The 25,160-nt window shown below is 59.0% G+C and carries 24 protein-coding genes; 12 read left to right on the forward strand and 12 right to left on the reverse strand.

From position 1 onward, the window contains the following. Positions 1-134: 134 nt before the first annotated feature. The 10 genes from C1O66_RS09610 to C1O66_RS09655 all read right to left on the reverse strand — a co-directional run bounded on the left by C1O66_RS09610 (position 135) and on the right by C1O66_RS09655 (position 9,529). On the reverse strand, positions 135-1,607 hold the full coding sequence (locus C1O66_RS09610; RefSeq protein ID WP_102767674.1) for a DegQ family serine endoprotease: 1,473 nt from the start codon (positions 1,605-1,607) through the stop codon (positions 135-137). Between the two features lie 289 nt (positions 1,608-1,896). After that, a complete protein-coding gene (locus C1O66_RS09615) occupies positions 1,897-2,442 on the reverse strand; it encodes a hypothetical protein (RefSeq protein WP_102767675.1) in 546 nt (181 codons plus the stop codon). Between the two features lie 55 nt (positions 2,443-2,497). Continuing rightward, positions 2,498-3,742, reverse strand: a complete 1,245-nt coding sequence (gene fabF, locus C1O66_RS09620; protein WP_102767676.1) for a beta-ketoacyl-ACP synthase II — start codon at positions 3,740-3,742, stop codon at positions 2,498-2,500. A 43-nt stretch (positions 3,743-3,785) separates the two neighbouring features. Beyond that, positions 3,786-4,025, reverse strand: coding sequence for an acyl carrier protein (acpP, locus tag C1O66_RS09625; protein ID WP_102767677.1), 240 nt, complete (start codon positions 4,023-4,025; stop codon positions 3,786-3,788). Between the two features lie 153 nt (positions 4,026-4,178). Beyond that, entirely contained in the window at positions 4,179-4,931 is a 753-nt protein-coding gene (gene fabG / locus C1O66_RS09630) for a 3-oxoacyl-ACP reductase FabG (protein ID WP_102767678.1), read from the reverse strand. A 43-nt stretch (positions 4,932-4,974) separates the two neighbouring features. Beyond that, a complete protein-coding gene (gene fabD, locus C1O66_RS09635; RefSeq protein ID WP_102767679.1) occupies positions 4,975-5,916 on the reverse strand; it encodes an ACP S-malonyltransferase in 942 nt (313 codons plus the stop codon). A 79-nt stretch (positions 5,917-5,995) separates the two neighbouring features. Next, positions 5,996-6,979, reverse strand: a complete 984-nt coding sequence (locus C1O66_RS09640) for a beta-ketoacyl-ACP synthase III (RefSeq protein ID WP_102767680.1) — start codon at positions 6,977-6,979, stop codon at positions 5,996-5,998. Positions 6,980-7,035: 56 nt separating this feature from the next. Continuing rightward, positions 7,036-8,133: a phosphate acyltransferase PlsX gene (plsX, locus tag C1O66_RS09645; protein WP_394341036.1), complete on the reverse strand. Its 1,098-nt coding sequence runs from the start codon at positions 8,131-8,133 to the stop codon at positions 7,036-7,038. A 335-nt stretch (positions 8,134-8,468) separates the two neighbouring features. After that, a complete protein-coding gene (gene rpmF / locus C1O66_RS09650; protein ID WP_009552540.1) occupies positions 8,469-8,651 on the reverse strand; it encodes a 50S ribosomal protein L32 in 183 nt (60 codons plus the stop codon). A 317-nt stretch (positions 8,652-8,968) separates the two neighbouring features. Next, the gene (locus tag C1O66_RS09655; RefSeq protein WP_102767682.1) at positions 8,969-9,529 is read right to left on the reverse strand and encodes a YceD family protein; all 561 of its coding nucleotides are present in this window, start codon (positions 9,527-9,529) and stop codon (positions 8,969-8,971) included. A 79-nt stretch (positions 9,530-9,608) separates the two neighbouring features. Here C1O66_RS09655 and C1O66_RS09660 point away from each other — a divergent pair, with 79 nt between their 5' ends. After that, a complete protein-coding gene (locus C1O66_RS09660) occupies positions 9,609-10,253 on the forward strand; it encodes a Maf family nucleotide pyrophosphatase (RefSeq protein WP_102767683.1) in 645 nt (214 codons plus the stop codon). Next, positions 10,250-11,032: an SAM-dependent methyltransferase gene (locus C1O66_RS09665; protein ID WP_102767684.1), complete on the forward strand. Its 783-nt coding sequence runs from the start codon at positions 10,250-10,252 to the stop codon at positions 11,030-11,032. The genes C1O66_RS09660 and C1O66_RS09665 overlap by 4 nt, the downstream gene beginning before the upstream one ends. 121 nt (positions 11,033-11,153) lie before the next feature. On the opposite strand, the gene C1O66_RS09670 is transcribed toward C1O66_RS09665, so the two are convergent. Both C1O66_RS09670 and C1O66_RS09675 read right to left on the reverse strand, forming a co-directional pair. Continuing rightward, entirely contained in the window at positions 11,154-12,650 is a 1,497-nt protein-coding gene (locus C1O66_RS09670; RefSeq protein ID WP_102767685.1) for a DEAD/DEAH box helicase, read from the reverse strand. 27 nt (positions 12,651-12,677) lie between these two features. Then, the gene (locus C1O66_RS09675) at positions 12,678-13,826 is read right to left on the reverse strand and encodes an MraY family glycosyltransferase (RefSeq protein ID WP_102767686.1); all 1,149 of its coding nucleotides are present in this window, start codon (positions 13,824-13,826) and stop codon (positions 12,678-12,680) included. A 127-nt stretch (positions 13,827-13,953) separates the two neighbouring features. On the opposite strand from C1O66_RS09675, the gene C1O66_RS09680 reads away from it, so the two are divergent. The 10 genes from C1O66_RS09680 to wecB all read left to right on the forward strand — a co-directional run bounded on the left by C1O66_RS09680 (position 13,954) and on the right by wecB (position 25,142). Next, positions 13,954-15,909: an SLBB domain-containing protein gene (locus tag C1O66_RS09680; protein WP_165794549.1), complete on the forward strand. Its 1,956-nt coding sequence runs from the start codon at positions 13,954-13,956 to the stop codon at positions 15,907-15,909. Positions 15,910-16,000: 91 nt separating this feature from the next. Then, positions 16,001-17,170 (forward strand): Wzz/FepE/Etk N-terminal domain-containing protein, encoded by a 1,170-nt coding sequence (locus tag C1O66_RS09685; protein WP_102767688.1) that lies wholly within the window; start codon positions 16,001-16,003, stop codon positions 17,168-17,170. Between the two features lie 45 nt (positions 17,171-17,215). Continuing rightward, positions 17,216-18,535 (forward strand): glycosyltransferase family protein, encoded by a 1,320-nt coding sequence (locus tag C1O66_RS23650; protein WP_133155156.1) that lies wholly within the window; start codon positions 17,216-17,218, stop codon positions 18,533-18,535. Continuing rightward, positions 18,532-19,575 carry a glycosyltransferase family 2 protein gene (locus C1O66_RS09695; RefSeq protein ID WP_102767690.1) on the forward strand — a complete coding sequence of 348 codons (1,044 nt, stop codon included), beginning with the start codon at positions 18,532-18,534 and terminating at the stop codon, positions 19,573-19,575. Before C1O66_RS23650 ends, C1O66_RS09695 begins: the two co-directional genes overlap by 4 nt. A 5-nt stretch (positions 19,576-19,580) precedes the next feature. Further along, a complete protein-coding gene (locus tag C1O66_RS09700) occupies positions 19,581-20,825 on the forward strand; it encodes an oligosaccharide flippase family protein (RefSeq protein WP_102767691.1) in 1,245 nt (414 codons plus the stop codon). A 21-nt stretch (positions 20,826-20,846) separates the two neighbouring features. Next, on the forward strand, positions 20,847-21,479 hold the full coding sequence (locus tag C1O66_RS09705) for an acyltransferase (protein ID WP_102767692.1): 633 nt from the start codon (positions 20,847-20,849) through the stop codon (positions 21,477-21,479). After that, positions 21,472-22,107, forward strand: a complete 636-nt coding sequence (hisH, locus tag C1O66_RS09710; protein WP_102767693.1) for an imidazole glycerol phosphate synthase subunit HisH — start codon at positions 21,472-21,474, stop codon at positions 22,105-22,107. The genes C1O66_RS09705 and hisH overlap by 8 nt, the downstream gene beginning before the upstream one ends. Before the next feature lie 13 nt (positions 22,108-22,120). Beyond that, positions 22,121-22,915, forward strand: coding sequence for an AglZ/HisF2 family acetamidino modification protein (locus C1O66_RS09715; RefSeq protein ID WP_102767694.1), 795 nt, complete (start codon positions 22,121-22,123; stop codon positions 22,913-22,915). Further along, on the forward strand, positions 22,912-24,045 hold the full coding sequence (locus tag C1O66_RS09720; RefSeq protein ID WP_102767695.1) for an N-acetyl sugar amidotransferase: 1,134 nt from the start codon (positions 22,912-22,914) through the stop codon (positions 24,043-24,045). Before C1O66_RS09715 ends, C1O66_RS09720 begins: the two co-directional genes overlap by 4 nt. Before the next feature lie 8 nt (positions 24,046-24,053). Next, entirely contained in the window at positions 24,054-25,142 is a 1,089-nt protein-coding gene (gene wecB, locus C1O66_RS09725) for a non-hydrolyzing UDP-N-acetylglucosamine 2-epimerase (protein ID WP_102767696.1), read from the forward strand. Positions 25,143-25,160 lie beyond the last annotated feature (18 nt).

The raw sequence follows: 25,160 nt of genomic DNA on the forward strand, positions 1-25,160 counted from the left end.
GGAATCGAAATCCGCCACCCTGCCCTGCCGCGTGGCCCGGCAGGTGAGCAGCTTCCGCCATATGAAAAGACCCGGCAGCCCGCTCTGGCATACCGGGTCTTGGCACTGTCGCCAGCGTGGATTAAACGGCCAGATTACCGAGCCGGGCGCAGCAGCACAAAGCTGGTCAGGTCACCGCGGCGCACCAGCAAATTGATGACCTTGGCCTTGTCCAGCTTGGCCAGCACGGCCTGCACCTGCTTGACGCTGCTGACATCGGTGTTGTCCACCGACAGGATGACATCGCCCTCGCGCAGGCCTGCACGTGCGGCCACGCCGATGGCCGCCTCCACGCGAACACCCGACTTGAGCTTGAGCTCGCGCTTTTGCGCCTCGCTCAACTCACCGAGCTGCAAGCCCAAGGCGCTGGCCGGGCCGGCAGAGGGCTTGCCGTCACCGTCGACGCCCGCCGAAGTACGTGCTTCTTCATTGGGCATCTCGGCGATGGTGATGTTGAGGTCCTTGTAGGTACCGCGGCGGAACACCTGGACCACGGCCTTGCTGTTCGGCTTGAGACCGGCCACCACGCGACGCAGATCGCTGACCTTCTCGATCGTCTTGCCGTCGAACTTGGTGATCACATCGCCGCCTTCGATGCCGGCCTTGTCGGCCGCGCCGCCAGCCACCACGCTGCGGATCACGGCGCCATGCGGCTTGCCCAGGCCGATGGCCTCGGCCACATCCTTGCTCACATCTTCCAGCGTCACGCCGATGAAGCCGCGCACCACCTTGCCGTGGCTGCGCAGCTGCTCGGACACGCGGATCGCCTCATCGATGGGGATCGAGAAGGAGATGCCCATGAAGCCGCCGGACTGGCTGTAGATCTGCGAGTTGATGCCTACCACCTCGCCGCGCATGTTCAGCAACGGGCCACCCGAATTACCCGGGTTGATGGCCACATCGGTCTGGATAAAGGGCAAGAAGTCGCCCGTGTCGCGCGCCTTGGCGCTGACGATGCCGGCGGTGACGCTGTTGTCGAAGCCAAAGGGCGAACCGATGGCCATGACCCATTCACCGACCTTGAGGCGGCCGACATCGCCGATCTTCACTGCCGGCAGGCCGCTCGCCTCGATCTTGAGCACGGCCACATCGGTGCGGCGGTCGGCGCCGACCAGCTTGGCCTTGAACTCGCGCTTGTCAGTCAGGGTGACGTAGACCTCGTCGGCATCCTGCACCACATGGGCATTGGTCATCACATAGCCATCAGCGCTGAGCACAAAGCCCGAGCCGACGCCGCGGCGCTGCGGTGCATCTTCGTTGTCGCCGCCGCCGCGTGGGGCACCACGGCGCTGGTTGGGCGCGGGCATGCCGAAGCGGCGCAGGAACTCCAGCATCTGCTCGTCCATCTCGGGCATGCCCTGGGCATTGGCCTTGAGGCGCTCCGAGGTGCGGATGTTCACCACCGCCGGGCCGACCTTCTCGACCAGCTCGGTGAAGTCCGGCAGCTCGCGCGCCTGGGCATGGCCGACATCGGGCAGCAGGCTGAGGCTCAGGGACAGAGCGCCGGCAGAGAGCAAGGCTCGCGACCAGCGCGACAAGGACGGACGGGCAAGAGACAGAAAGGACATGGTTGGACTCGAAGTGTTCACCAGAGAAAAACCCACCAACGCGGCCAGGGCGTTGAACCTGAGACAGCAGCTGGCGATTTTGGGACCAGGCGACTTGATTTCAAGGGTGGACGAATGCAAAGAACAGGTAAACAAATGCAGCGTGTGCTGCGATCGGACAAGCGGGCGGACAAGCCGCCACTGCCAGCAAGCACGGCATGGCGCGCCAGCCTCGACCGGCTGCGTTTGATGATGGCAGCGGCCCAAGCCGGCTTGCGAAAGTCACCCCGGAATCAGCGGCCGCCACGCCTCAGGTCGCAGGACCTGCGCCTCCAGGGGGCTGATCCCGCGCCCCGCGTGTGCTCTGCCCATCCTGGCTGGCGCGAGCGGCAAACAGGGTCGCCCGCAATGTGCCCCACACTCCCGGCTGCCGGCGCCGGCTCAGTGGGAGATAGAGCGGCACCCAATGCCAGCGCAGTCGCTGCAGCAGAGGCGCTGCAGCGTCCACACGCTGCGCCCGCAGAAGCAGCCAGTCGTCGAAATCAAAGACTGCGGCCAGCCGAAGCTCCACACCCGGGTCGCGCGGCGCTCCCGATGCCTCGCGCTCGTGCAAGCGCCAGCTCTGGCCATCCCACAGCAACAAGCGCGGCCGCACACGCGCCACACGCCAGCCCAGGGCGGCGCACAGAGGCAAGACCCAAACCGAATGCCACGCGGACACCAACTGATGCGCAACCCCAGCCGCCGACAGCGAAGCCGCAGCCAGCAGGGCCAGAAACGACACAGCCAGCTGCAAGGCTGGCTGTGGAAGCACCTCAACCCGGAGCGGCGCTGCGTGACGCGAGGTGGCGTTCATCGCAGCAGGCTCAGGTTCGGCTTTGAAACAACAAGGCAGCTGGCGCCGCCGGCGATCAGACCCGCTTGAAGATCAGCGTGCCGTTGGTGCCGCCGAAACCGAAATTGTTCTTGGCGGCGTATTCGATCTTCATCTGCCGCGCTTCGTTGGCGCAGTAGTCCAGGTCGCACTCGGGATCCTGGTTGAAGATGTTGATGGTTGGCGGCGCCACCTGGTGGTGAACCGCCAGCACCGTGAACACCGACTCGATACCACCGGCCCCGCCGAGCAAATGCCCGGTCATGGACTTGGTCGAGCTGACCACCAGATTCTTGGCATGGTCGCCGAAGGCCAGCTTGATGGCGTTCGTCTCGTTCACATCACCCAGCGGCGTGGAGGTGCCGTGGGCGTTCATGTATTGCACTTGGTCGGCGTTCAGGCCTGCATTGCGCAATGCCGCGCGCATCGACCGTTTGGGACCGTCCACATTGGGCGCGGTCATGTGGTACGCGTCAGCACCCATGCCAAAGCCGGACAGCTCGGCATAGATCTTGGCGCCACGCTTCTTGGCATGCTCGTACTCTTCCAGCACCAGCACACCGCCGCCCTCACCCAGCACAAAACCGTCGCGGTCCTTGTCCCAGGGTCGGGAAGCAGTCTTGGGATCGTCGTTGCGCGTGGACAGTGCCCGCGCCGAGGCAAAGCCTCCGATGCCCAAGGGCGACACGGTGGATTCCGCGCCGCCGGCGATCATCACGTCGGCATCGCCGTATTCAATGAGCCGCGCAGCTTGACCGATGGCATGCAAGCCGGTGGTGCAAGCGGTCACGATGGCCAGGTTCGGGCCTTGGAAGCCGAACTTGATCGAGACATGGCCCGAGATCATGTTGATGATCGAGGCCGGCACAAAGAAGGGGGAAATGCGACGCGGGCCGCGCGCAACGTACTCGCTGTGGGTTTCTTCGATCAGCGGCAAGCCGCCGATGCCCGACCCCACCAGCACGCCGATGCGCTCAGCCTGCTCTTCACTCAACTGATCGCCGGTCGGCAGACCGGCATCGCGCACCGCTTGAATGGACGCCGCCAATCCGTAATGGATGAAGGTGTCCATGGTCCGCGCTTCTTTGGTGGACATGTAGTCCGCCACATCGAAGCCCTTCACCTCACCGGCGAACTGACAGGCAAAGGCCGACGGATCAAAGCGGGTGATGCGGTCAATACCGGACTGACCGGCCAGGATGTTGGCCCAGCCTTCAGCGACCGTGTTTCCCACGGGGCTGATCAGACCAAGTCCGGTAACTACGACGCGACGACGGCTCATGCGGTACGGAAATCAGTTGAACAAAGGCTCAAGCGCTGAAGACTCAGGCCTTTTGGTGCTTGACGGCGTAGTCGATCGCCAGCTGAACGCTGGTGATCTTCTCGGCTTCTTCATCGGGGATTTCGATGCCGAACTCGTCTTCGAGTGCCATCACCAATTCCACGGTGTCGAGCGAGTCGGCGCCCAGGTCGGCCACGAAGGCCTTTTCGTTGGTCACATCGGACTCAGGCACGCCGAGTTGCTCGGCGATGATTTTCTTGACACGTGCTTCGATATCGCTCATGACTCCTCCAGGAGGGGTTTGCTAGGAACAGCCCGGGATTCTAAGGCCTCTAGGGAGTCGCGCCTAAAACAAGGCATTGCGGCACATCAGAGAACCTTCACCGGCCGGGCAAATCCGGTGGATGGCGGCGGAACTGCCGCCATCTCAAATCTGTCAGTTCATGAACATGCCGCCGTTGACATGCAGTTCACTGCCGGTAATGTAGGCTGCCTTCGGTGACGCGAGGAAGGCAACAGCCTCCGCAATTTCCCGCGGCTCGCCCAGGCGGCCCACCGGGATCTGCGCCAGCAGCGCGGCCTTCTGCGCCTCGGGCAGCACTTCGGTCATGTCGGTGGCGATGAAACCAGGCGCCACGCAGTTGACGGTGATGCCGCGGCTGCCCAGCTCGCGCGCCAGCGAGCGCGTCATGCCGGCAACACCGGCCTTGGCCGCCGCGTAGTTGGCCTGGCCCGGGTTGCCCGAAGCCCCGACCACCGAAGTGATACTGATGATGCGGCCATAACGCTGTTTCATCATGGTGCGCATGACGGCGCGGCTCATGCGGAACACGGCCTTCAGATTGGTGTCCAGCACGGCATCCCAATCGTCGTCCTTCATGCGCATGGCCAGGGTGTCGCGGGTGATGCCGGCGTTGTTGACCAGCACGTGCAGGCCGCCATGGGCTTTGACGATGCCGTCCACGGCCGCTTCAACCGCGGCCGCATCATTGACATTGAGCACCACGCCCGAGCCACCCAGCGCAGCCAGGGCCTCGCCGATGGCGGCCGCACCGGATTCGCTGGTGGCGGTGCCGATGACCTTGTAGCCCTGCTCGGCCAGGGTCAGGGCGATGGAGCGGCCGATGCCGCGGCTGGCGCCGGTGACCAGGGCCACTTGGGGGGTGCTGCTTGTCGTCGTGTCAGTCATGATCTTCTTGCGGTTTCGTTGGAAGGTGCAGACGGGGCGATGCTCAGCCCAGCAGTGCGCGTGCCTCGGCCAGGCTGGCCGGGTCCAGCACGGTGGCGCTGATCAGTTCGGCATCGACACGCTTGGCCAGGCCGGCCAGGACCTTGCCCGGGCCGCACTCCAGCACATGCTGGATGCCCTGCGCCTTCAGCGCCTGCACCACTTCGACCCAGCGCACCGGGCCGAAAGCCTGGCGGTACAGCGCATCGCGCAGGCCGGCGGCATCGCCGACTGCGGCCACATCGATGTTGTTGATCACCGGAAACTGCAGCGCCGCAAACTCGGTCGCGGCCAGACGCCCTTGCAGCGCCAGCGCCGCCGGCTTCATCAGGCTCGAGTGGAAGGGCGCCGACACCGGCAGCAGCAGCGCGCGCTTGGCGCCCGCGGCCTTGAGCAACTCACAGGCCTTGTCGACCCCGGCCTTGGTGCCGGCAATCACGGTCTGCTTGGGGTCATTGAAATTGGCGGCCTCCACGGCCTCACCGGTGGCGGCGGCCGCGGCGGCACAACCCTCGATCACGGCCGCGCTGTCCAGACCCAGGATGGCCGCCATGGCGCCCACGCCCACCGGCACGGCCTCTTGCATGGCTTGGGCACGGAATCGCACCAGAGGCAGGGCCTCGGCCAGCGTCAGCGCACCGGCCGCCACCAGGGCGGTGTACTCGCCCAGCGAGTGGCCGGCCGCAGCCGCCGGCAGCAAGCCGGTTTCAGCCACCCAGGCGCGGTAGCAGGCAATGCCGGCCGTCAGCATCACGGGCTGGGTGTTGGTGGTCAGGTCCAGCTGCTCTTTCGGGCCGGCCTTGATCAGGGCGCCGATGTCTTCGCCCAGGGCCTCGGATGCTTCGGCCAGGGTGCGAGCCACTTCAGGGTGATCGCCCCAGGCGTCCAGCATGCCTACGGTTTGCGAGCCTTGGCCCGGAAAGACGAATGCGAACTTTGCGCTCATGATCGTGTGTCGAAGAATTGAAGATGAAGTAACTCGGAATTGCAGCGGAGGCAAAAGCCGTGAAGCGCGGCCTGCGGAATCAGAAATCCAGCAGCACGGCACCCCAGGTGAAGCCGCCCCCCACGCCTTCCAGCATCACGGTGTCACCGGCCTTGACGCGGCCGTCACGCACCGCCACATCGAGGGCCAGCGGGATCGACGCCGCCGAGGTGTTGCCGTGCTGATCCACGGTGACCACCACCTTGTCCAGCGGCAGCTTCAGCTTCTTGGCCGTGCCCTGCATGATGCGGATATTGGCTTGATGAGGAATCAGCCAATCGATGTCATCCTCGCTGCGGCCGGCTTTTTCCAGCACCGAGCGGGCCACTTTTTCCAGCACGCCGACGGCCAGCTTGAACACGGCCTGGCCGTCCATCTTCAGCAGCGGGTCGCCGCTGACCTTGCCGCCCGAGACATGGCCGGGTACGCAAAGAATGCCCGAGTGCTTGCCATCGGCATGCAGCTCGGTGGCCAGGATGCCCGGCGTCTCGCTGGCGCCCAAAACCACGGCACCGGCGCCATCGCCAAACAGCACACAGGTGGTGCGGTCCTTGAAATCAAGGATGCGCGAGAACACCTCGGCGCCCACAACCAGGGCCTTGTTGGCCGCGCCGGTGCGGATCATGGAATCCGCCACCGTCAGCGCGTAGACAAAGCCGGAGCAGACCGCCTGCACATCGAAGGCGGCGCCACCGGCGATGCCCAGCTTGTGTTGAAGCAGGCAGGCGGTCGAGGGGAAGACCATGTCCGGCGTCGAAGTGGCGACGATGATGAGATCGATCTCATCGGCCGCAATGCCGGCCGCGGCAATGGCGGCTTGCGCAGCGGGCAAGGCCAGGTCGCTGGCCGTCACGCCTTCGGCGGCGAAATGGCGGGCATGGATGCCGGTGCGCTCGACGATCCACTCATCCGAGGTCTCGATGCCATCGGCGGCCAGCTGTGCGGCCAGCTCGGCATTGCTCAGACGCAGTGGCGGCAGGTAGCTGCCGGTGCCGATGATGCGGGCGTAGCGCGCCGAAGGCATGGCCGTCGAAGGCGTGGGAGCAAATGCGGGGGTGTTCGTGGCGCTGGGGATGGTGGTCATGCAGCTTGGGCGACCGGGGCCGCCTTGTCTCCTGAGTCGCCCACCGCGAGCCCCTCGGTGCCGGTCGTGGTGCCGGGCGTGGCTTGCAGCGTGGCAATGATGCGATCGTGTACCCGGTCGAGCAACCGGTTGCGGGCGGCATCATACGCTCGGTTCAAAGCGTTCTCGAAAGCGAAGGCATCGGCCGAGCCATGGCTTTTGAACACCAGGCCACGCAGGCCCAGCAGGGCTGCACCGTTGAAGCGACGGTGGTCGACGCGACCTTTGAAGCGCTTGAGCACCGGCATCGCCAGAGCGGCGGCCGCCTTGCTGATCCAGCTGCGACCGAACTCCTCGCGGATGATGGTGATGATCATGGTGGCCAGGCCTTCGGCCGTCTTCAGCGCGACGTTACCGACAAAACCATCGCACACAACCAGGTCGACCGTGCCCTTGAAGATGTCATTGCCTTCCACATTGCCGTGGAAATTCAGCTGACCAGCAGCCGCCGCAGCGCGCAGCAACTCACCCGCGCGCTTGATGGTTTCGCTGCCCTTGATGACCTCTTCACCAATATTGAGCAGACCGACACGCGGCTCGGGCTTGCCATCCACAGCCGCGACCAGGGCGCTGCCCATCAGCGCGAATTGCAGCAGGTGCTCGGCCGAGCAATCGACATTGGCGCCCAGGTCCAACATGGTGGTGTAGCCGCCGAGCTGGTTGGGCATGACCGAGGCAATGGCCGGGCGATCGATGCCATCCAGGGTCTTGAGCAGATAGCGCGAGACCGCCATCAGGGCGCCGGTGTTGCCGGCCGACACGCAGGCATCGGCCAGCGGCAAGCCGCCGTCGGCCGACTTGAGCTGGCTGATGGCCACCCGCATGGACGAATCCTTCTTGCGGCGCAGCGCCACCTCGACCGGGTCGTCCATGGTCACCACTTCACTGGCGGGCACGATGCGGCAGCGTGGCCATTGGACGGCCGCAGCCAGCGCATCGGGCAGGCCCACCAGCAGCAGTTCGGCTTGCGGGTGCTTGGCGAGGAAGGCCTCACAGGCCGGCAAGGTGATGGACGGCCCATGGTCGCCGCCCATGCAATCGACAGCCAGGCGCACCCGGGCCAAAGGCTCGGCCACGGACACCGCGGGCTGGGCGGGCAGACGGGAATCGACAGAAGACATCACAGCAACCCAGGTGAAAGCCGGCCACAGAAAAACGGCCGGACACGAAAACTCAGGCCGTGCAGCGCCCTCGCGCACGCACACCCGAGTGGATCAAGCCAATATGTCAGGCCATGCGGTCTCTTGCCAACGGTGGAAACACCGCGCAACAGAGCCCGCAGAAAACACAAAAACCCGGCACTGCAACAAGGCACAGGCCGGGAATTCGTGATCACAGCAGATCGTGAGATCAACGCGCCGCCTGGGGCAGGCGCGTCAGTCGAAATCGATCAGGCGTCAGCCTTGGTCTTCAGGACCTTGCGGCCGCGGTAGAAGCCGGTGGGGCTGATGTGGTGACGCAGATGCACTTCGCCGGTAGTCGGCTCGATGGCAGTGCCCGGGGTGACCAGGGCATTGTGCGAACGGTGCATGCCACGCTTGGAAGGCGACTTCTTGTTTTGCTGAACGGCCATGAAATTCTCCTAAGGCTCCGGTGATTGAGGCGCGGCGGTCTGGATTTGCTGAAGCGGTTCGCTCCAGCTCTCCACGCAGACCAGCGACCTACACACCCCGGGCGCCGCGATTGCTGTGTACACAAGCGTCGCGAGCATCAAGCGCACCATGCGCCAGCGGTTTGCAAGCACTGCAGCCAAGCTGGCCCGCACTCACGGCACGCTACTTTGATTCTCGGACCGGGGAAAGCCCGCGATTGTAGCACCGTTGACGCCAAGACTCAAATCCGAGCCCACAATCGCCGCCGGCGGAAGCACTCGGCCGCCGGCCCGCTTCGTCATTTTCTCTTCAACGCAGCCAAGGCCGCAAAGGGATTGGGGCGCTCGGACGAGGCTGCTTCTTCCTCGCTCAGCTCCGCCACGCCTGCCGGCACTTCCAAGGGCTTCGGGCATTGTTCGTGGCGCGGCACCAAGGGGAGCGACAAGAGCAATTCATCTTCCACCAATTCCTGAACGTCGAGATTGCGCGTCAGCACCAGCAGCTCCTCTTCGCTCTCGATGTCCTGCTCGGCCGCCTCTTGCTCATCGCGCACAAAGCGATAGGAGCGCTCCAGGCTCATCGACTCCTGCACCGGCTGCAGGCAGCGCTGGCAGGTCATGCTCACTTCAGCCGAGGCCTCCAGGTGCAACCAGGTTTCAATGGCACCGCCGCTGAGCTCCCGGCGCTCACCTTGCAAGGACCACTGCACCGCAGGCCAGGCCGCCACCGGCGTCTCGGGCGCCGCCACATCGGCCAGGCGACCCAGCTGCGAAGCCGGCCACTCACCCTGCAGGCTGCCCGCATCCCGGGCAAAGGCCGGAACGTCCAATTTTCGCGAGTCAAATTCATGCGCTTTCATGGCCGCAAGTGTACGAGGCCGGCCTTGCAAGCCGGGCAGCTGAAACGCGAAGCCCGGCCGCCAATGCGAAAATCCAGCCATGCACACACCCTCCGCCACCCCGGCACCCCGCCCCCTGATCCTCGCCTCCACCTCACGCTACCGGCGTGAACTGCTGGAGCGGCTGCGCCTGCCCTTTGCCGTGCAGTCACCCGAAGTAGATGAAACCCCGCTTCCCGGCGAAGCACCCGCGGCACTGGCTGCGCGCCTGTCTCTCGCCAAGGCGCACGCCGTGGCCCGACTTCACCCCGAGGCAATCGTGATCGGCTCTGACCAAGTTGCCGACCTGAATGGCAGCCCCATCGGCAAGCCAGGCAGCCACGAGCGCGCCGTCGAGCAACTGCGCCGCATGAGCGGCCACAGCATCATTTTTCAAACCGGCGTGGCCGTGGTCTGCGAGGCAAGCGGTTTTGCCCAGCAAGACCTGGCCCCGGTGCGCGTTCGCTTTCGCGAACTCAGCGACACCGAGATTGAGACCTATCTGCGCGCCGAGCAGCCCTACGACTGCGCAGGCAGCGCCAAATCGGAAGGACTAGGCATCAGCCTGCTGTCGGCCATCGAGTCAGACGACCCGACTGCGCTGATCGGCCTGCCACTGATCCGCACCAGCGCCCTGCTCCGCGCCGCGGGCCTGGATCCCTTGCAAGCCCTCGCCCACAGCCTGGCAGGCGGAGTCAGCCCATGAACGCGCACAACAACAAGAAGGGCCGCCTTTACCTGATCCCCAACACCCTGGACTTTGGCGTCGAGGGCGCGGCGGTGCCACTCAATGAGGTCTTGCCGCAGCAAGTCATTGCCACCGCCGCACGCCTGAGCCACTGGGCCGCCGAAAGCGCCAAGACCACCCGTGCGTTTTTGAAGCGAGTGGACGAAGTCTGCCCGCTGGCGCAGCCCCTGCAGAGCCTGGAGATCAAGGAATTGCCACGCCCGCCCAAAGGCCGGGGCGGCGATCTGGTCAACCAGAACCAGGCCTGGCACGCCCTGTTGGCGCCCGCGCTGGCCGGGCATGACATGGGCCTGATTTCAGAAGCCGGCCTTCCGGCCGTGGCCGACCCCGGCGCCCTGCTGGTGGCCGCCGCGCACGATGCCGACATCGAGGTGCTGCCGTTGAGCGGCCCCAGCTCCCTGCTGATGGCCTTGTCGGCCAGCGGCCTGAATGGCCAGAGTTTTGCGTTTGTCGGCTACCTGCCCGTGGAAGCACCAGCGCGCGCCGCGCGCATCAAGGAGCTGGAAGCCCTGTCCGGCCGGCAACAGCAAACCCAGCTGATGATCGAAACACCGTACCGCAACTCCGCCCTGCTCCATGCCCTGCTGAGCAATTTGCGACCACAGACCCGCCTGTCCATCAGCTGCGGCCTGAGCCTGACCCAAGGCTGGACCCGCAGCGCCAGCGTGGCCGATTGGCGCAGCTCCGGCGAGGGCTTGCCGGACAAGGTGCCAGCGGTGTTCGCCATCCTGGCCTGAGCCGGGCAGCCAGGGCTACCGCTAGCACGCCCAAGAAAACGGCGCCTCATGGGCGCCGTCTTTTCACTTGAAACTCAGTCCGCTTTGCCAGCCGGCCGAGCCGCGCAAGGCGCGCGTGCCTTCAAGACTCCAGCGAAGCCGCCGGTGCCTTGGCCCCGAACAAGGCCGCCACCTTCTTCTTGGGCTTGATATTGCTCGACACGCTGCGCGGCGCTGCAGCAGCACCCTTGTCCCAGGCCGGCGGCTCGTCGCGCTGACTGGCTTCGTAGGGCTTGTCGAAGAAGGCATCGCGCGGCGCTGCCGGTGGGCGGTAGGCCGGACGGGGCGCGGCGGCGGCGGGGGCTGCATCATAGAAAGACTCTTCGCGACGCGGCCGGGCCGGACGATCCGAGCGCTCGACACCCTCGTATCGAGCGGAGCGCGAGCCACGGTCATCCGGCAACTCAAAAGCCTGCAAATCCAGCGTGCGCTTGACCAGTTTTTCAATGTCCGCAACCAGACGCGCATCAGCACGCGTCACCAGGGTCACTGCCACGCCGGACGCACCCGCGCGGCCGGTGCGGCCAATGCGGTGAACGTAATCTTCGGCATTGAAGGGCACGTCGAAATTGAAGACCGCGGGCAGATCGGCAATATCCAGGCCACGCGCAGCCACGTCGGTGGCGACCAGCAGGTCGACTTCACCGCGCTTGAAGGCCTCGAGCGACTTCAGGCGCTCGTCCTGCGACTTGTCGCCATGCAAGGCCGCCGTGCGCAAGCCATCGCGCTCGAAGGAGCGTGCCAGGCGGGCGGCACCCAGCTTGGAGTTGACAAACACAATCGCCTGCTTGATCTCACGCTGACGCAGGATCTGGCGCACCACGGCGCGCTTGTCGTCATCGGTGACGCTGTAGAACAGCTGCTCCACGTTCTTGGCCGTGGCATTGGGGCGCGCCACTTCAACCAAGACCGGATCTTGCAGATAGCTTTGCGACAGACGCTTGATCTCGGGCGAGAAGGTGGCCGAGAACAGCAAGGTCTGGCGGGTCTTGGGCAGGAAGCTCAGGATGCGCTGCAGATCGGGCAGGAAGCCGATGTCCAGCATGCGATCGGCTTCGTCCAAAACCACGTACTCGACTTGATTGAGCACGCAGTTCTTGGCTTCGATGTGGTCCAGCAATCGCCCGGGCGTGGCGATCAAGACTTCCACGCCACCCTTGAGCACCAAGGTCTGCGGCTTCATGTCGATGCCGCCAAACACGCAGGTCACACGCAGATTGGTGTGCTTGGCGTAGGCCTTGATGTTGTTGGCCACCTGATCGGCCAACTCGCGCGTCGGCGCCAGCACGAGGGCTCGCACCGGATGACGGGCCGGCGAAGCGCTGGCGTTTTCATGCTTCAGCATGCGCTGCAGCAAAGGGATGGAGAAGGCGGCGGTCTTGCCGGTACCCGTCTGCGCCGCACCCATCACATCGCGACCCTCCAGAACGATCGGAATCGCCTTGGCCTGGATCGGCGTCATCAACGCGTAGCCAGAGTCGGCCACGGCACGCAAAAGCTTGGCGTCGAGCGGGAGGGTGTCGAAGCGAGCCGGCGTGGGATCAGGGGTGGCGGATTCGATGATTTGGGGTTCGGTCATCCCACCATTATCCCTGATGCAGGGCTTTTACTGCGATTTCGGGCCAGACGCCGATTTGGAGTCACGCGGCGCACGCCCCATCACATCGCCCCGAAACACCATCCAAGACGGTGTGCGAAAACGAACGATGCGCCAGTACAAGCCCACGTAGACCAAGCCGAACAACAACATGCACAGCGCGAGCATGGCGGTCGAATCCCAAAAGAACACCGCCGGCACCAGGGAAGACAGGCACAGCATCCAGAGATAGGGCGCCGTCATGGAGTTGCGGCGCGTCATCGCACGGGCATCCCGCGTCCCCACCGTCCAGCGCATCAGGCGACGGTAGATCAGCGAATGCAAGTGGATGCCATCGGGCAGGCCCGGCGGCGTGGCCCGGATGAAGCGGCGGCGGTAGATCGAGAACAGGGTCTCAAACACTGGATAAATGCAGACCATCAGCGCAAACAGCGGCGACACCTCGGGGTGACGGGCGATCAGCAGCACCCCAATTTCCGCCACAAAGAAGCCCAGAAAATAGGCCCCGCCATCGCCAAGAAAAATCAGCCCGGCCGGAAAGTTCCAGACAAAGAAGCCCAGCACTGCCCCGACGCCCGCCAGAGACCACAGGGTCAGTTCTACATCACCGACCTGCAGCGCCACGTAGGCGAAGGTCAGCAACATCAGGCTCACGCACATGGACGACAAGCCATTGAAGCCGTCAATGATGTTGACCGCGTTGGCAACGCCCGACACCGTCAACACGGTGGCCACCAAAGCACCGACGGAAAAACCGACCAACCAATCCAGCCCCGGAATGTCGGTCCGTGTGATCTGGGCGTTGATCAAATAAAACGCGATCGTCGCCGAAATGGCTGTCGCCAACAGACGCTTGCCCGGCGACACCTTCTTGGTGAAGTCCTCGATCAGACCCGCCGCGAAAGCCGGCAAGCCGCACAGGAGGAGCATCAAGCCCAAGTGCGCATGATCCGAGCCGCGAAACCACACGAGGGCAGCGGTCACCAACAGCCCCAAGAACATGCCGACACCGCCGATGCGGGGCACGACTTTCACATGGAACTTCTGAGGGCCGTCCAGATCACCGTCAGCAGAGAGATGGGCATGCAGGCTGGAGGAGTGGACGATCCAGAGGGTGACCAGAGTCGCCACCAAAAAGGAGCAGAGCAAATAAAGCATGGACAAGAGTGTAACGAGCCACGATTCCTGCTCTGTAAATAGTCAGCCGAGTGGACGGCTAGAATCCCGCAACGCCGATACTGGGGCGCCCCTAGACGGTCAACGAATGCACCTTTTCGAGCAGGCCATGACATTTTCTGAGTCGCAAGACAAACACAATACAAAAACTGACCGCAGGGACCGACTTCCCAACACCGGACTGGCCTCTGGTTGCAGCAGCGGCTTCAAGCACGGTGTGATCGTCGCAGCGGTCGCCCAAAGTGCCCTGTTTGGAGCTTTGTCGGCTCAGGCCCAAGCTCAAACACAAGCTCAATCGCAAACAGCAGAGGGGGCTCCGATTCGCCTGCAGGGGCAAGCAAGCAATGCCCCCATCAACACGGACCAGGACAAACCAGCAGGCTCGCCTGACTTCCGGCTCTTCGCCAAGCCGGCCGAAGTCTACGTTCCCAGTGAGTTTGAGCGCTATGTGCAGCGCAATGTCGGTGTCGAGCCATTGATACGCAGATTTGGCAGCGAACTAATGGAGCTTGGACATTCCACGAATGGACTCCAAGAAGCCAGCACCCAAATTCCGCAAGACTATGTAATCAATGTGGGAGATGAAGTCTTGGTGACTTTGTGGGGATCGGTTGAGGCCGACCTGCGACTCAACGTAGACCGGAGCGGCCGCATCACCCTCCCGCGAGTCGGACCGGCTATGGTTGCAGGCCTGCGTTACGCCGACCTTGCGGCAGCCATCGACCAAAGGGTCAGCCAAGTCTTCAAAAACTACAAACTCAGCACCTCGCTGGGCAAGCTGCGCAGCATTCGCATCTACGTCACCGGCTTCACCAAACGCCCCGGCGCATACACAGTGAGCAGCCTGTCGACCTTGGTCAACGCGCTGATGCAAGCTGGCGGCCCCACGGCTGCAGGCAGCTTCCGACAGATCGAGCTGCGCCGAAGCGGCAAAACGATCAGTAGCTTTGACTTCTACGACTTGCTGATCAAGGGCGACAAGTCTGCGGACCGCCCCCTGCAAGCCGATGATGTGATTCACATCGGCGCCGTCGGGCCGCAAGTGGCCCTCGTCGGAAGCGTCAACAAGCCCGCCATCTTTGAACTGAAGTCTCAAGACACCCTGGAGGACGTGCTGGCCATGGCCGGCGGCTTCACAGCCGTGGCTGACCGCAGCCGCTTCACGGTAGAACATCTGGATACCCGCAATGACACACGCATCAGCGAGTTGAGCTTGCCTCAGCAAGCCAAGCTAAAGCCTCGCGACGGCGACGTCTTGCGTGCTTTCAGCGCCGTTGACGCCTCTCTGCCCCAACACAAACAAAGCAAACGGGTCAAGATCGAAGGCGAAGTCCAGCGCCCCGGAGAATTCATACTCCCAGCCAACAGCAGCCTGGCTGACGCAATTCGAGCTGCAGGTGGCTTAACACCTGACGCGTATGTTTTTGGCACTGAATTCAGCCGAGAAAGCACCCGGCTTTCCCAACAGGAAAACTATGAACGGGCCCTTCGCGATATGGAGACTGAGTTCGCTCGCAGCACCTCTTCTCAGCGCACCGCGAATTCAGAAGAAGCCTCCGCACAAGCAGCCAAAACACAAGGGACCAACCAGCTGATTCAACGCCTGCGATCGATAAAACCTACGGGCCGAATTGTTCTGCAACTGAACCCATCCTCCAAAACGTTGCCAGATTTAGCCGTAGAAGACGGCGACCGCCTGCTGATACCCGCAATACCCAAAACCATCGGAGTCTTTGGCAGCGTATTCAACGGTGGCAGCTATCTATTCAGCGACGGAAGTTCCATCAACGACTTCCTGAAACTCGCAGGCGGACCAACGAGAGGCGCTGACACCAACAGCATCTTTGTCTTGCGCGCCAATGGTAGCGTGGTGAGCGCTCGCCAAAAGTCCGGCTGGCTGCTTGCCGGCGGCGCGCTTGATGGCATAACCGCTCTTCCCGGAGACACCGTCTTCGTACCGGAGGAAATGAACAAAACCACCTTCATGCAAGAAGCCAAGGACTGGACACAGATCCTTTATCAGTTCGGCTTGGGTGCGGCTGCACTAAAAACAATCAAAAACTGAAAGAACTGACCTGCATCAGCCGGCAGTCTGTCAACCAGAACTTTCCAGAGATCTTCCAAGAAACTTGAGCTTCAGGCCTGCATAACAACATATGGACCTAACTACCCAAACAACGGACCAAGGCAGTTCAAGCACGGCCCTCCCGCTCATTGAGTATGTCACGGCACACGCTAGATTGTTGATTTACACGCCACTCATTGTCGGCGCACTAGCATTGGCATACAGCTTTACGCTCACGCCCGCATTTACAGCCACCACGCGGCTACTCCCCCCCCAACAACAACAAAGCAGCCTAGCGTCGACATTAAGCAACCTAGGTTCTTTCGGGAGCATGGCTGGTGCAGCAGCTGGCCTCAAAAATCCAGTTGATCAGTATGTAAGCTTTCTATTTAGCGAAACCGTACAAGACCACCTCATCGATCAGTTTCAGCTCGACAAACGCTATCAACGAAACATCAAAGAGGACCTACGAAAAATCCTCTCAGGCGCAGTAGCGGTGCAAGTCGACAAGGGAGGGATCATTGCGATTGCTGTCACAGACGTTGATCCAAAATTTGCAGCCAACTTAGCAAATGCACACGTCGAGCAATTAACTAAATTGATCAACTCGCTTGCGGTCACAGAAGCACAACACCGTCGCAGATTTTTCCTCAAACAGCTCGAAGAAGCAAACAAAGCACTTGCAGACGCAGAAATTGCCTTAAAAGCAGCTGGCATTGATTTGGCAACACTACGAACAAACTCTACGGCCACGATGCAAGCAGTTGCAGCGGCGCAAGAGAGAATCGCCGCTCAAGAGATAAAGCTCGCGGCCATGCGTTCCACTTTAGCTCCAGGCTCAATCGAATACCAAAAAGCCACAAATGAACTTGTGGCGATGCAGCAGAAACTCCGCCAACAAACCGAAGGCTTGGACGAAAAAAAGAATGGCGATTTCATTGGCAAGTTTCGAGAATTCAAGTATCGAGAAGCCATGGTTGAGCTTTACACCAGACAATTTGAAGCCGCGAGGGTCGATGAGGCGCGGGAGGGGGGCACTATCCAGGTGATAGATGTAGCTCAGCCCCCCACAAGAAAGAGCCAACCCAAAAAGGGCTTGATAGCAGTGATCGCAACATTGACAGCCTTCAGCCTACTGCTAATGACACTTCTGGTGAAGTTCGTACTGATTCAAGCGCGACGCCAGCAAGACACCCACCAAGCCTTGAAAAAAATTCAGAATAACCTTCGCCGACTCCTTTTTCTGAAACCAAAATACTGAAAATCGACACTCACAATAACGGGTGCCGTACAAAAGAGAAAACAAATGGCGACAGCCAAAATCATAATTTGCACCTATGGATTCCCTCCATATCTTCGTAGCTTAGGTGGTGCAATCAGAGTTCTGAAGCTGGCTGAATTCCTAACGCAAAAGGGTGAAGATGTCACTGTTGTATGCGCTCGCACGCCTCATTTCGACACGTTTGGCTATGACGAAGCGTTGGCGAAGATAAACACCATCACCTGCGAAGACCCGATCGCGAATGTGGCCAGACGCACCGTCACTTCAGCAAAGGACGCGGCCGCCAATAGCCAAAAACGATCCGACCCACCGAACATCCAAAGCCGCTTGCGACAAAGATTGAAACATGTAGTCCTTGACGCCATGATTCCCGACACCGGCTTCCTGGTAAGCCGCAAAATGCGGAAAGCTGTGCTCCAAGAAATTGAGTCAGCCAAAGGTCCAGTAGCACTAATAACTTCCGGGCCGCCACACAGCATTCACTTGATTGGCAAACACATCAAGCGCACGAAGAATCAAGTGCGCTGGATCATGGATTATCGCGACAGTTGGAATGGAACTTCTCTTTTTCGAAAGAAGAATCCATTCTTTCAAAGTATTAACCAATCGATGGAACGCAGCTGTCTGAAGGCCGCAGACCATCTCACATACATCAGCGGCCCAATGCTGCCTAAGGCTGAGCAAATCGCGAACATCCAGCTTAGCGACAAGGCTACCCTCATTTCAAATGGCTTTGATGAGAAGCTCCTCGACAACATCACTCGGACGAATAAAGCTCTCAACGGACGGCAAATGAAGTTGGGCTACTTTGGCGCTGTAGATCATGGAGAACAAAGTTACCGCGATCCTGCAACTGTATTCAAAACACTAGAGAAATTACCAGAGAACAAAGTTCAATTTGTCATCCATGGCCCATCCAAACTGGAAGCAGGATGGGAGCAGCGCCTTGGCAGCAGGCTGATGAATGGTGGCAAATTGACCCACCTTGAGGCAATTCAGCGCATGTTCGAGATGGATGCCCTAGTTTTGCTTCACACCAGAGAGGAAGGGGCCGACGAAGTAATAACCGGAAAAGTATTTGAATATATTTCAACTGGACTACCGATTATTTCCATTGGCCCGAAGACCATGGCCGTAAATCAGCTCCTCCGGGACGACCCTACCTTTTTCAGTGTTGATCACCGCGACGAGGCGCACCTATTGGCGACCATAGAAAAACTGCACGGCCAATCGCTTGGCGGCCCTGTCCGACGTGCAGAATCCATTATCAAGGCATTCTCGAGGACAACTCAACACGAAAAGTTCATTCAGCTGCTGAAAGTTAAAGAAGGAAACTGCGAATGAGCCCGCAGACAGCTTCAACATCGCAGAATAGGCAAGCCGGCGATAAAGATAGTAGAGTTGACCTCTCAATCTGCGTGATTGGGCACAATGAAGCACCCAATCTAGGCGCATGCGCAAGATCACTCGAACGAGTCAAGGGCTACGGAATCAATTGCGAAACAGTTTTTGTTGACTCGGCCTCAAATGACAACTCCGTGGAAATCGCGGTTGCGCTCTTCGATAAGGTCTTGGAACTGACTGCGAGCCCGCAATTGAATGCAGGTGCAGCCCGCGCCGCTGGAACCCTTGAATCCAAAGGGCGTTGGATCCTCTATCTTGACGGCGACATGTGCCTGCGACCGGAGTTTGACACAGAACTACTCTATGTCGTGGCCGACAAAGGGGGCAAAAATGGACTCGCAGGCCAGACCAGAAATATTTATCCGGACGGCAGTTTCGACCTAATGCAACTCGCCGGCAATCAGCCCGGTATGCCATGCAAAGCCTTTGGTGGAGCCGTCTTGATGAACCGAGACTGCGTGATTGAGGCGGGTAATTGGGCGCCCAACCTGTTTTCAAACGAAGAAGTGGAACTCTACAGTCGCCTATTGATGCGAGGCTCAACGGTCGTTTGGACGTCAACCCATATGGTCGACCATTTCACTCCGAAATTCACCGCAACCAATAAGCTCCTTGGATCTTTGATTCCGTGGAGATCTCATCTTGGCAAGAAATTCTTTGGAGCTGGTCAGGCGACTCGGCAAGCATGCCGAAATGGCAACATTTTTTCCTTCATGCGACTCAAGCCCCTTCAATTTTCAATGATTGCGGCGGTTGCACTTTCTGCGATTACTTTAGCCATCTCACCACAAATGGCCATTTGGCCCATGCTGTTAGCATTCATTTGGATTTCAGTTCGGCGCAACACAAAGTTCGCAATTAACTGCATTTGCTGGACTTCTCAAACTATTTTTGGCTGGGTGAAGCTGGACCTCAAGTACTGGCCAACCACAAATAATATCCACCATCCAAACCGGAGTCGGCTGCAAAAGCCGGAGTAAACAGGATGGTGTTTCGAAGGTTCTGGGTGCTGCTCTCAGGCACAACTGCCGCACAGATCCTGCCGCTTATAAGTGCCCCCATTATTGCGAGGGGATATGACGCCGCCGAATTCGGAATATTCGGCATTTACCTTGCGATTGCCGCAATTTGCGCCACCGTTGCAAATTTCAAGTATGAAAATGCAATTTTGGCAACACACTCAAGAGCAGCGACAAACGCCATTCTCGGGCTTTCCATTTTTATCAATATCGGCATCGGACTGGTTATTACCCTCATAGTATCTGTTGCGATATTGATGGGCTGGCAAGTCCCTATGGGAATGCCGCTCGCTCTCTCGATCTTCATGCCAGTTAGCGTCATGTTGGCCGGCATGCAACAAGCGATGTCCAACGTGGCGCTTCAAAAGGAGCAATTCGCTTTATTGGCAAAGAGTCGATTTGTTGCGGCACTGACTACCGCAGCACTATCCGTCCTCGCTGCGCTGACGTATCCGACAGCAGCAGCCCTCATCGCCGCCACCCTGGTTGGACAAATCGCAGGATTGCTGCTCTTGATCTACAAGTGCCAGCAGAAGAACCAGATCAAGCCGAGTTTCCAGAGTTCGCGACTGCGGGCGCTCGCGCTGAGGCAGTGGCGTTTTGCGTTCTACACAAGTCCAGCCGATCTACTCAATGCTTTAGGTTCAAACTTACCAGCCATCTTTCTCGGCAGTCTTTATGGAACTGCGGCTACCGGCGCCTACGTCCTCGCCCAAAGGCTTGTCGGTACCCCGCTAATGCTAGTTGGATCTGCGTTTTCAGACCTTTATCGCCAGCAAGTTGGCCAGCGAGTATCAGACAAACGCCCCTACTGGGGCCTCAGCTTAAAGCTGCTCGCCATCACTACGCCGATCGGAGCTAGCGCACTTGCGCTGGTTCTCGTGTTTAGCGAAGCTGGTTCGAAGTTTTTCCTTGGAGATCAATGGGATCTCGCGGGGACAATCTGCTCCATTATGGTATGGGTTTATGTCCTACGATTTATTGTCTCGCCTCTGACCTACTCGTTCTACGTCGCCAAACGCCATGCTGAGGATTTAGGCCTGCAGGCAGTATCTATACTCGCAGTCAGCACTGTCTATTTGGCAGGCAAGTATCTTCATTGGGCAGTTGAGACCTACGTTTCAGCGCTGGCGTGGTCATTATCAATCATGTACGCTAGTTACGGCACGAGAGCCTTGCAGTTCGCCAGGCGCTCTCGAACTGTGGACTAGACAATACCCCTTGGTTTTGAAGTGAAATCCATTATTAAAGCCATCGCCTTGCGGTTCGCTCAGGCTATGCCGTTCCTTGAACCTGTAGTCGAAACCCGTCGCACTCAAACACCGATCTCGCTCAAGCAGCTTCTAGCTTATAGGCTCTCTCGCAAAAAACTACCCTATTGGCCACTCCACCCCTCAAGTATGGCGATCGATGCCCATCGAATTCATATTGGGATTGAAACCTCGCCCGGACTCATGCCCGGTTGTTACATTCAGGGCACGAATGGGGTGCTCATTGGAGACTATACACAGGTGGCCGCTGGCGTAAAGATCATCAGCGCGAATCACGCACTTAATGACAACCGCGCACACAATATAACTAGGCCGATTCGAATTGGCTCATATTGCTGGATCGGAGCCAACGCCATAGTTTTACCTGGCGTAAATCTTGGACCGTATACAGTGGTGGGCGCTGGTGCGGTCGTAAGCAAATCATTTCCAGAAGGTTTTTGCGTTCTGGCCGGAAATCCTGCCAAGATAATTCGACTCCTAAATCCCGACGAATGCATCTCCCACCAAAGCGAATACAAGTACATCGGATTCATACCGGCCGACCACTTCAATAGTTTTCGCTCAAAATATCTAGATTCAATTGCCAATGAATAAATCAGTCTCCATTGTCGACTATGGAGTTGGCAATATCAACTCCGTTGCGAACATGCTGCTTCGTGCCGGTGCGGAAATTCGCTTCGCCCGAAATTCAAACGAAGTTAGGATTGCTGAGCGTATTATTTTGCCTGGCGTGGGCGCTTTCGATTCCTGTCGTCGCAATCTGGGAGCCATTCCCGATTTGGCCGAATCGATTCTCGAGTTCGCGCGCTCAGGACGTCCATTGCTTGGAATATGCGTTGGCATGCAACTGCTTGGCTCGAGCAGCGAGGAAGGTGTACTGCCTGGTCTCGACATTATTCCAGGGAAGGTCAGACGCTTCCCATCGGGAATGCCGGGACAGACGATGGCACTTAAGGTGCCACATATGGGGTGGTCTAGCGTCGATGCAGACCTCAGCAATCCTCTCTTCGCCGGAGGTCTGGCAGATTTCAACCGATTTTACTTCGTCCACTCTTATTATTTTGACGCAACCACCCCGGCAAACGTGGCGGCGTGGTGCGAGTATGGCTTGAGGTTTGCCGCATCGATTCGCAAAGACAATGTTTTCGGGGCTCAGTTCCATCCGGAAAAAAGCCACCGTTTCGGGCTTCAAATGTTCAGAAATTTCATTGCAAAGACCTGAACGGGACCAAGGCATGCCATCAGACAGTTTCAACCCTTTTCGCGTCATTCCGGTACTACTACTTGAAGAAGGACGCCTGGTCAAAACAATTAGGTTTTCAAAGCCTAGTTACGTTGGGGATTTAATCAACAGCGTGCGAATCTTCAACGAGAAGGAGGTCGATGAACTGGCAATCCTTGACATCGGGGCAAGTAAACGCGGGCTAAGCCCAAATTTCGACCTGATCAAAGATGTGACCAACGAGTGCTTCATGCCACTGGCCTACGGCGGAGGTATCAGCGACGCCAATCAGGTTCGCAAGCTCGTTGAAATGGGCGTCGAGAAAGTAATTATCAATAGTGCAGCAATGGCCCGACCAGCCCTGGTGTCTGAAGCTGCAAAGGAAGTCGGCTCACAAAGCGTGGTGGTGAGTATTGACATCAAAAAGACACTCTTTGGCGGCTACCAAGCTCGCTCGGTCTCTGGGACCAAGAAAGTGGCGGCGGCCTCCTTACAAGCGCTTGTCAAGGACTTCGTGGAGGCTGGTGCGGGAGAGATCTTGCTCAACAACATCGATCGCGACGGGACCTTACTCGGTTACGATCACGCCCTTTTGAAGCAGGTGTGCACAGTGGCCAGCGTCCCCGTCATCAGTTGCGGCGGCGCCGCAGACGTCGCCGATCTAGGCAAGGCCGTCGCCCAATCCGGCGCATCAGCATGTGCCGCAGGAGCACTTTTTACTTTCCGCGGCCCGCATCGAGCGGTTCTACTGAGCTATCCAAAGCCGGCGGAAGTCAATGAAGCATTAAGAACATCGTCTATTCCATGAAAACTCGACCTTATCAAATTTGTACGCACTGCGTCATGGATACCAGCGATCCCGAGATCGTTTTTGATAGTGCGGGCGTCTGCAACCATTGCCATGACTTCGAGCACCATCAAAAGCCGCAACTCATTGGCGGATCGGCCGGCGCAGTAGCACTGGATGCAATCGTCACGCAGATCAAAGAACAAGGTAAAGGCCAAGAATATGATTGCATCATAGGAATCTCGGGCGGTGTCGACAGCAGCTACGTCGCCTATCGCGTCCTCGAACTCGGGCTTCGACCTCTAGCCGTCCATGTGGATACGGGCTGGAATAGCGAATTGGCGGTAAGCAATATCGAGAAGATTGTCTCAGCGCTGGGAATCGATTTGCACACTACCGTCATAGACTGGGAAGAAATGCGAGATCTCCAACTTGCCTTTCTGAGATCCGGCGTTGCAAACTGCGATGTCCCGCAAGACCATACTTTCGTCGCAGTACTTTTCAAACTTGCCGCACGGAAGAGTATTCGTTGGATCATTAGCGGACACAATTTGCAGACCGAATCTATTCTACCGGAGGCCTGGGGATACACCAGCATTGATCGCAAGCATCTTCGGTCAATACATAATCTTTATGGAAGCCGACCTCTCCGAACTTTCCCGACATACTCTCTTTTTGATTACACATTCTATTGGCCGTTTGTCAAAAGAAACAAGATCCTCAAAATGCTAAACTTTGAGGACTACAACAAGCAATCGGCCAAACAGTTTTTGATAGAAAGGTTTGGTTGGCGCGATTACGGCGGAAAGCACTATGAATCACGATTCACCAAGTTCTTTCAGTCTTACTATCTTCCAAAGAAATTTGGCTTCGATAAGCGTCGAGCCCACTTGGCCAGCCTCGTCGTTTCAGGACAGCTTTCGCGCGAAGCTGCGCTGAGTGAGTTGGAGCTACCACCGTACAACGAAGCTGAGGCCGCAGAGGACTGCAGTTTCGTTGCTAAAAAGTTGGGAATCAACAAGTCCGAACTTGAAAGCATTATTGCGGCATCACCGAAGACCTATCGCGACTACCCGTCGAATGCAGACCTGATCGATCGTTTGCTTCGCGTCAAGGCGAAGCTTGCCCGATTGCTCCGAAGCGATAAATGACCTGAATCATGAAGATATTGACCATTGTTGGTGCTCGCCCGCAGTTCATCAAGGCTGCCATGCTCAATCGTGCGATTCGAGCACGAAACGATATGTCGGAGGTGCTAGTCCATACCGGCCAGCATCACGACGCTCAAATGTCGGACGTGTTCTTTCAGCAGCTGGACATTCAGCGCCCTCAGCACTCTTTGGGTGTCTCGGGCGGCACTCATGGCGACATGACGGGCCGTATGATGATTGCTTTGGACCCTGTTTTGCAGGTCGAGAGGCCTGACTTGGTCCTTGTTTATGGAGATACCAATTCCACTTTGGCCGCCGCCGTTTGTGCGTCGAAGTTTGGAATTCCGTTGGCGCATGTCGAAGCCGGCCTGCGTTCTTTCAACCGAGCCATGCCGGAAGAGATCAATCGGGTACTCACTGACCATCTCGCAAACTACTTGTTTTGTCCGACACGAACCGCAGTAGAAAACCTCCAACGTGAAGGAATAGTGACCAATGTACATGACGTTGGCGACATCATGTACGACGCAGCATTGCACTATGGCAATAGCCCTGACAACGCCGCTTTGTTGAGCGCTGAACTACGCGAGGTTCACCAAACAAGGGCGTACGTGCTGGCCACAATCCACCGCCAGGAGAACACCGACGCTCCGCAGAGGCTGGGGCGAATCATGGATGGCATTCTTGAGCTGGCGGACGCACATCCTGTGGTCCTTCCCTTACACCCGCGGACACGTGGCAAGTTGGACGACGCTACGCTGAAACGGCTTTGTGAGCACAAGCAGGTTTACCTGACTGAGCCCTTAGGCTATTTGGAGATGTTGCAACTCGAGCGCAATGCTCAGCTCATTTTGACCGATTCAGGTGGTGTCCAGAAGGAAGCGTTTTTCTTTAAGGTGCCATGTGCCACGCTTCGCGACCAGACGGAGTGGAAGGAGTTGGTTGATCATGGCTGGAATACCTTGATCGACGTGTCCATAGACCCTATCGCCGACCGAGCCTTGAGGTGCTACGGGCGAGCCGGGCATGCCGACTTCAATCCCTACGGCGAAGGGCATACATCCGAGACTATTTTGTCAACTCTGATTTCCGCCTAGACCCACTATGGAAAGGCA

The organism is Paucibacter aquatile (assembly GCF_002885975.1).
Classification (GTDB): Bacteria; Pseudomonadota; Gammaproteobacteria; order Burkholderiales; family Burkholderiaceae_C; genus Paucibacter_A; species Paucibacter_A aquatilis.

Excerpts from the sequence above, each read along its gene's own strand:
- C1O66_RS09665 (WP_102767684.1), top strand. The coding sequence starts at position 10,250 with ATGAACGCGCACAACAACAAGAAGGGCCGCCTTTACCTGATCCCCAAC.
- C1O66_RS09610 (WP_102767674.1), bottom strand. The coding sequence starts at position 1,607 with ATGTCCTTTCTGTCTCTTGCCCGTCCGTCCTTGTCGCGCTGGTCGCGA.
- fabD (WP_102767679.1), bottom strand. The coding sequence starts at position 5,916 with ATGAGCGCAAAGTTCGCATTCGTCTTTCCGGGCCAAGGCTCGCAAACC.
- hisH (WP_102767693.1), top strand. The coding sequence starts at position 21,472 with ATGAATAAATCAGTCTCCATTGTCGACTATGGAGTTGGCAATATCAAC.
- rpmF (WP_009552540.1), bottom strand. The coding sequence starts at position 8,651 with ATGGCCGTTCAGCAAAACAAGAAGTCGCCTTCCAAGCGTGGCATGCAC.
- C1O66_RS09615 (WP_102767675.1), bottom strand. The coding sequence starts at position 2,442 with ATGAACGCCACCTCGCGTCACGCAGCGCCGCTCCGGGTTGAGGTGCTT.
- C1O66_RS09655 (WP_102767682.1), bottom strand. The coding sequence starts at position 9,529 with ATGAAAGCGCATGAATTTGACTCGCGAAAATTGGACGTTCCGGCCTTT.
- C1O66_RS09670 (WP_102767685.1), bottom strand. The coding sequence starts at position 12,650 with ATGACCGAACCCCAAATCATCGAATCCGCCACCCCTGATCCCACGCCG.
- C1O66_RS09720 (WP_102767695.1), top strand. The coding sequence starts at position 22,912 with ATGAAAACTCGACCTTATCAAATTTGTACGCACTGCGTCATGGATACC.
- C1O66_RS09685 (WP_102767688.1), top strand. The coding sequence starts at position 16,001 with ATGGACCTAACTACCCAAACAACGGACCAAGGCAGTTCAAGCACGGCC.
- wecB (WP_102767696.1), top strand. The coding sequence starts at position 24,054 with ATGAAGATATTGACCATTGTTGGTGCTCGCCCGCAGTTCATCAAGGCT.
- C1O66_RS23650 (WP_133155156.1), top strand. The coding sequence starts at position 17,216 with ATGGCGACAGCCAAAATCATAATTTGCACCTATGGATTCCCTCCATAT.
- C1O66_RS09660 (WP_102767683.1), top strand. The coding sequence starts at position 9,609 with ATGCACACACCCTCCGCCACCCCGGCACCCCGCCCCCTGATCCTCGCC.
- C1O66_RS09700 (WP_102767691.1), top strand. The coding sequence starts at position 19,581 with ATGGTGTTTCGAAGGTTCTGGGTGCTGCTCTCAGGCACAACTGCCGCA.
- C1O66_RS09695 (WP_102767690.1), top strand. The coding sequence starts at position 18,532 with ATGAGCCCGCAGACAGCTTCAACATCGCAGAATAGGCAAGCCGGCGAT.
- C1O66_RS09680 (WP_165794549.1), top strand. The coding sequence starts at position 13,954 with ATGACATTTTCTGAGTCGCAAGACAAACACAATACAAAAACTGACCGC.
- fabF (WP_102767676.1), bottom strand. The coding sequence starts at position 3,742 with ATGAGCCGTCGTCGCGTCGTAGTTACCGGACTTGGTCTGATCAGCCCC.
- C1O66_RS09675 (WP_102767686.1), bottom strand. The coding sequence starts at position 13,826 with ATGCTTTATTTGCTCTGCTCCTTTTTGGTGGCGACTCTGGTCACCCTC.
- C1O66_RS09715 (WP_102767694.1), top strand. The coding sequence starts at position 22,121 with ATGCCATCAGACAGTTTCAACCCTTTTCGCGTCATTCCGGTACTACTA.
- acpP (WP_102767677.1), bottom strand. The coding sequence starts at position 4,025 with ATGAGCGATATCGAAGCACGTGTCAAGAAAATCATCGCCGAGCAACTC.
- fabG (WP_102767678.1), bottom strand. The coding sequence starts at position 4,931 with ATGACTGACACGACGACAAGCAGCACCCCCCAAGTGGCCCTGGTCACC.
- C1O66_RS09640 (WP_102767680.1), bottom strand. The coding sequence starts at position 6,979 with ATGCCTTCGGCGCGCTACGCCCGCATCATCGGCACCGGCAGCTACCTG.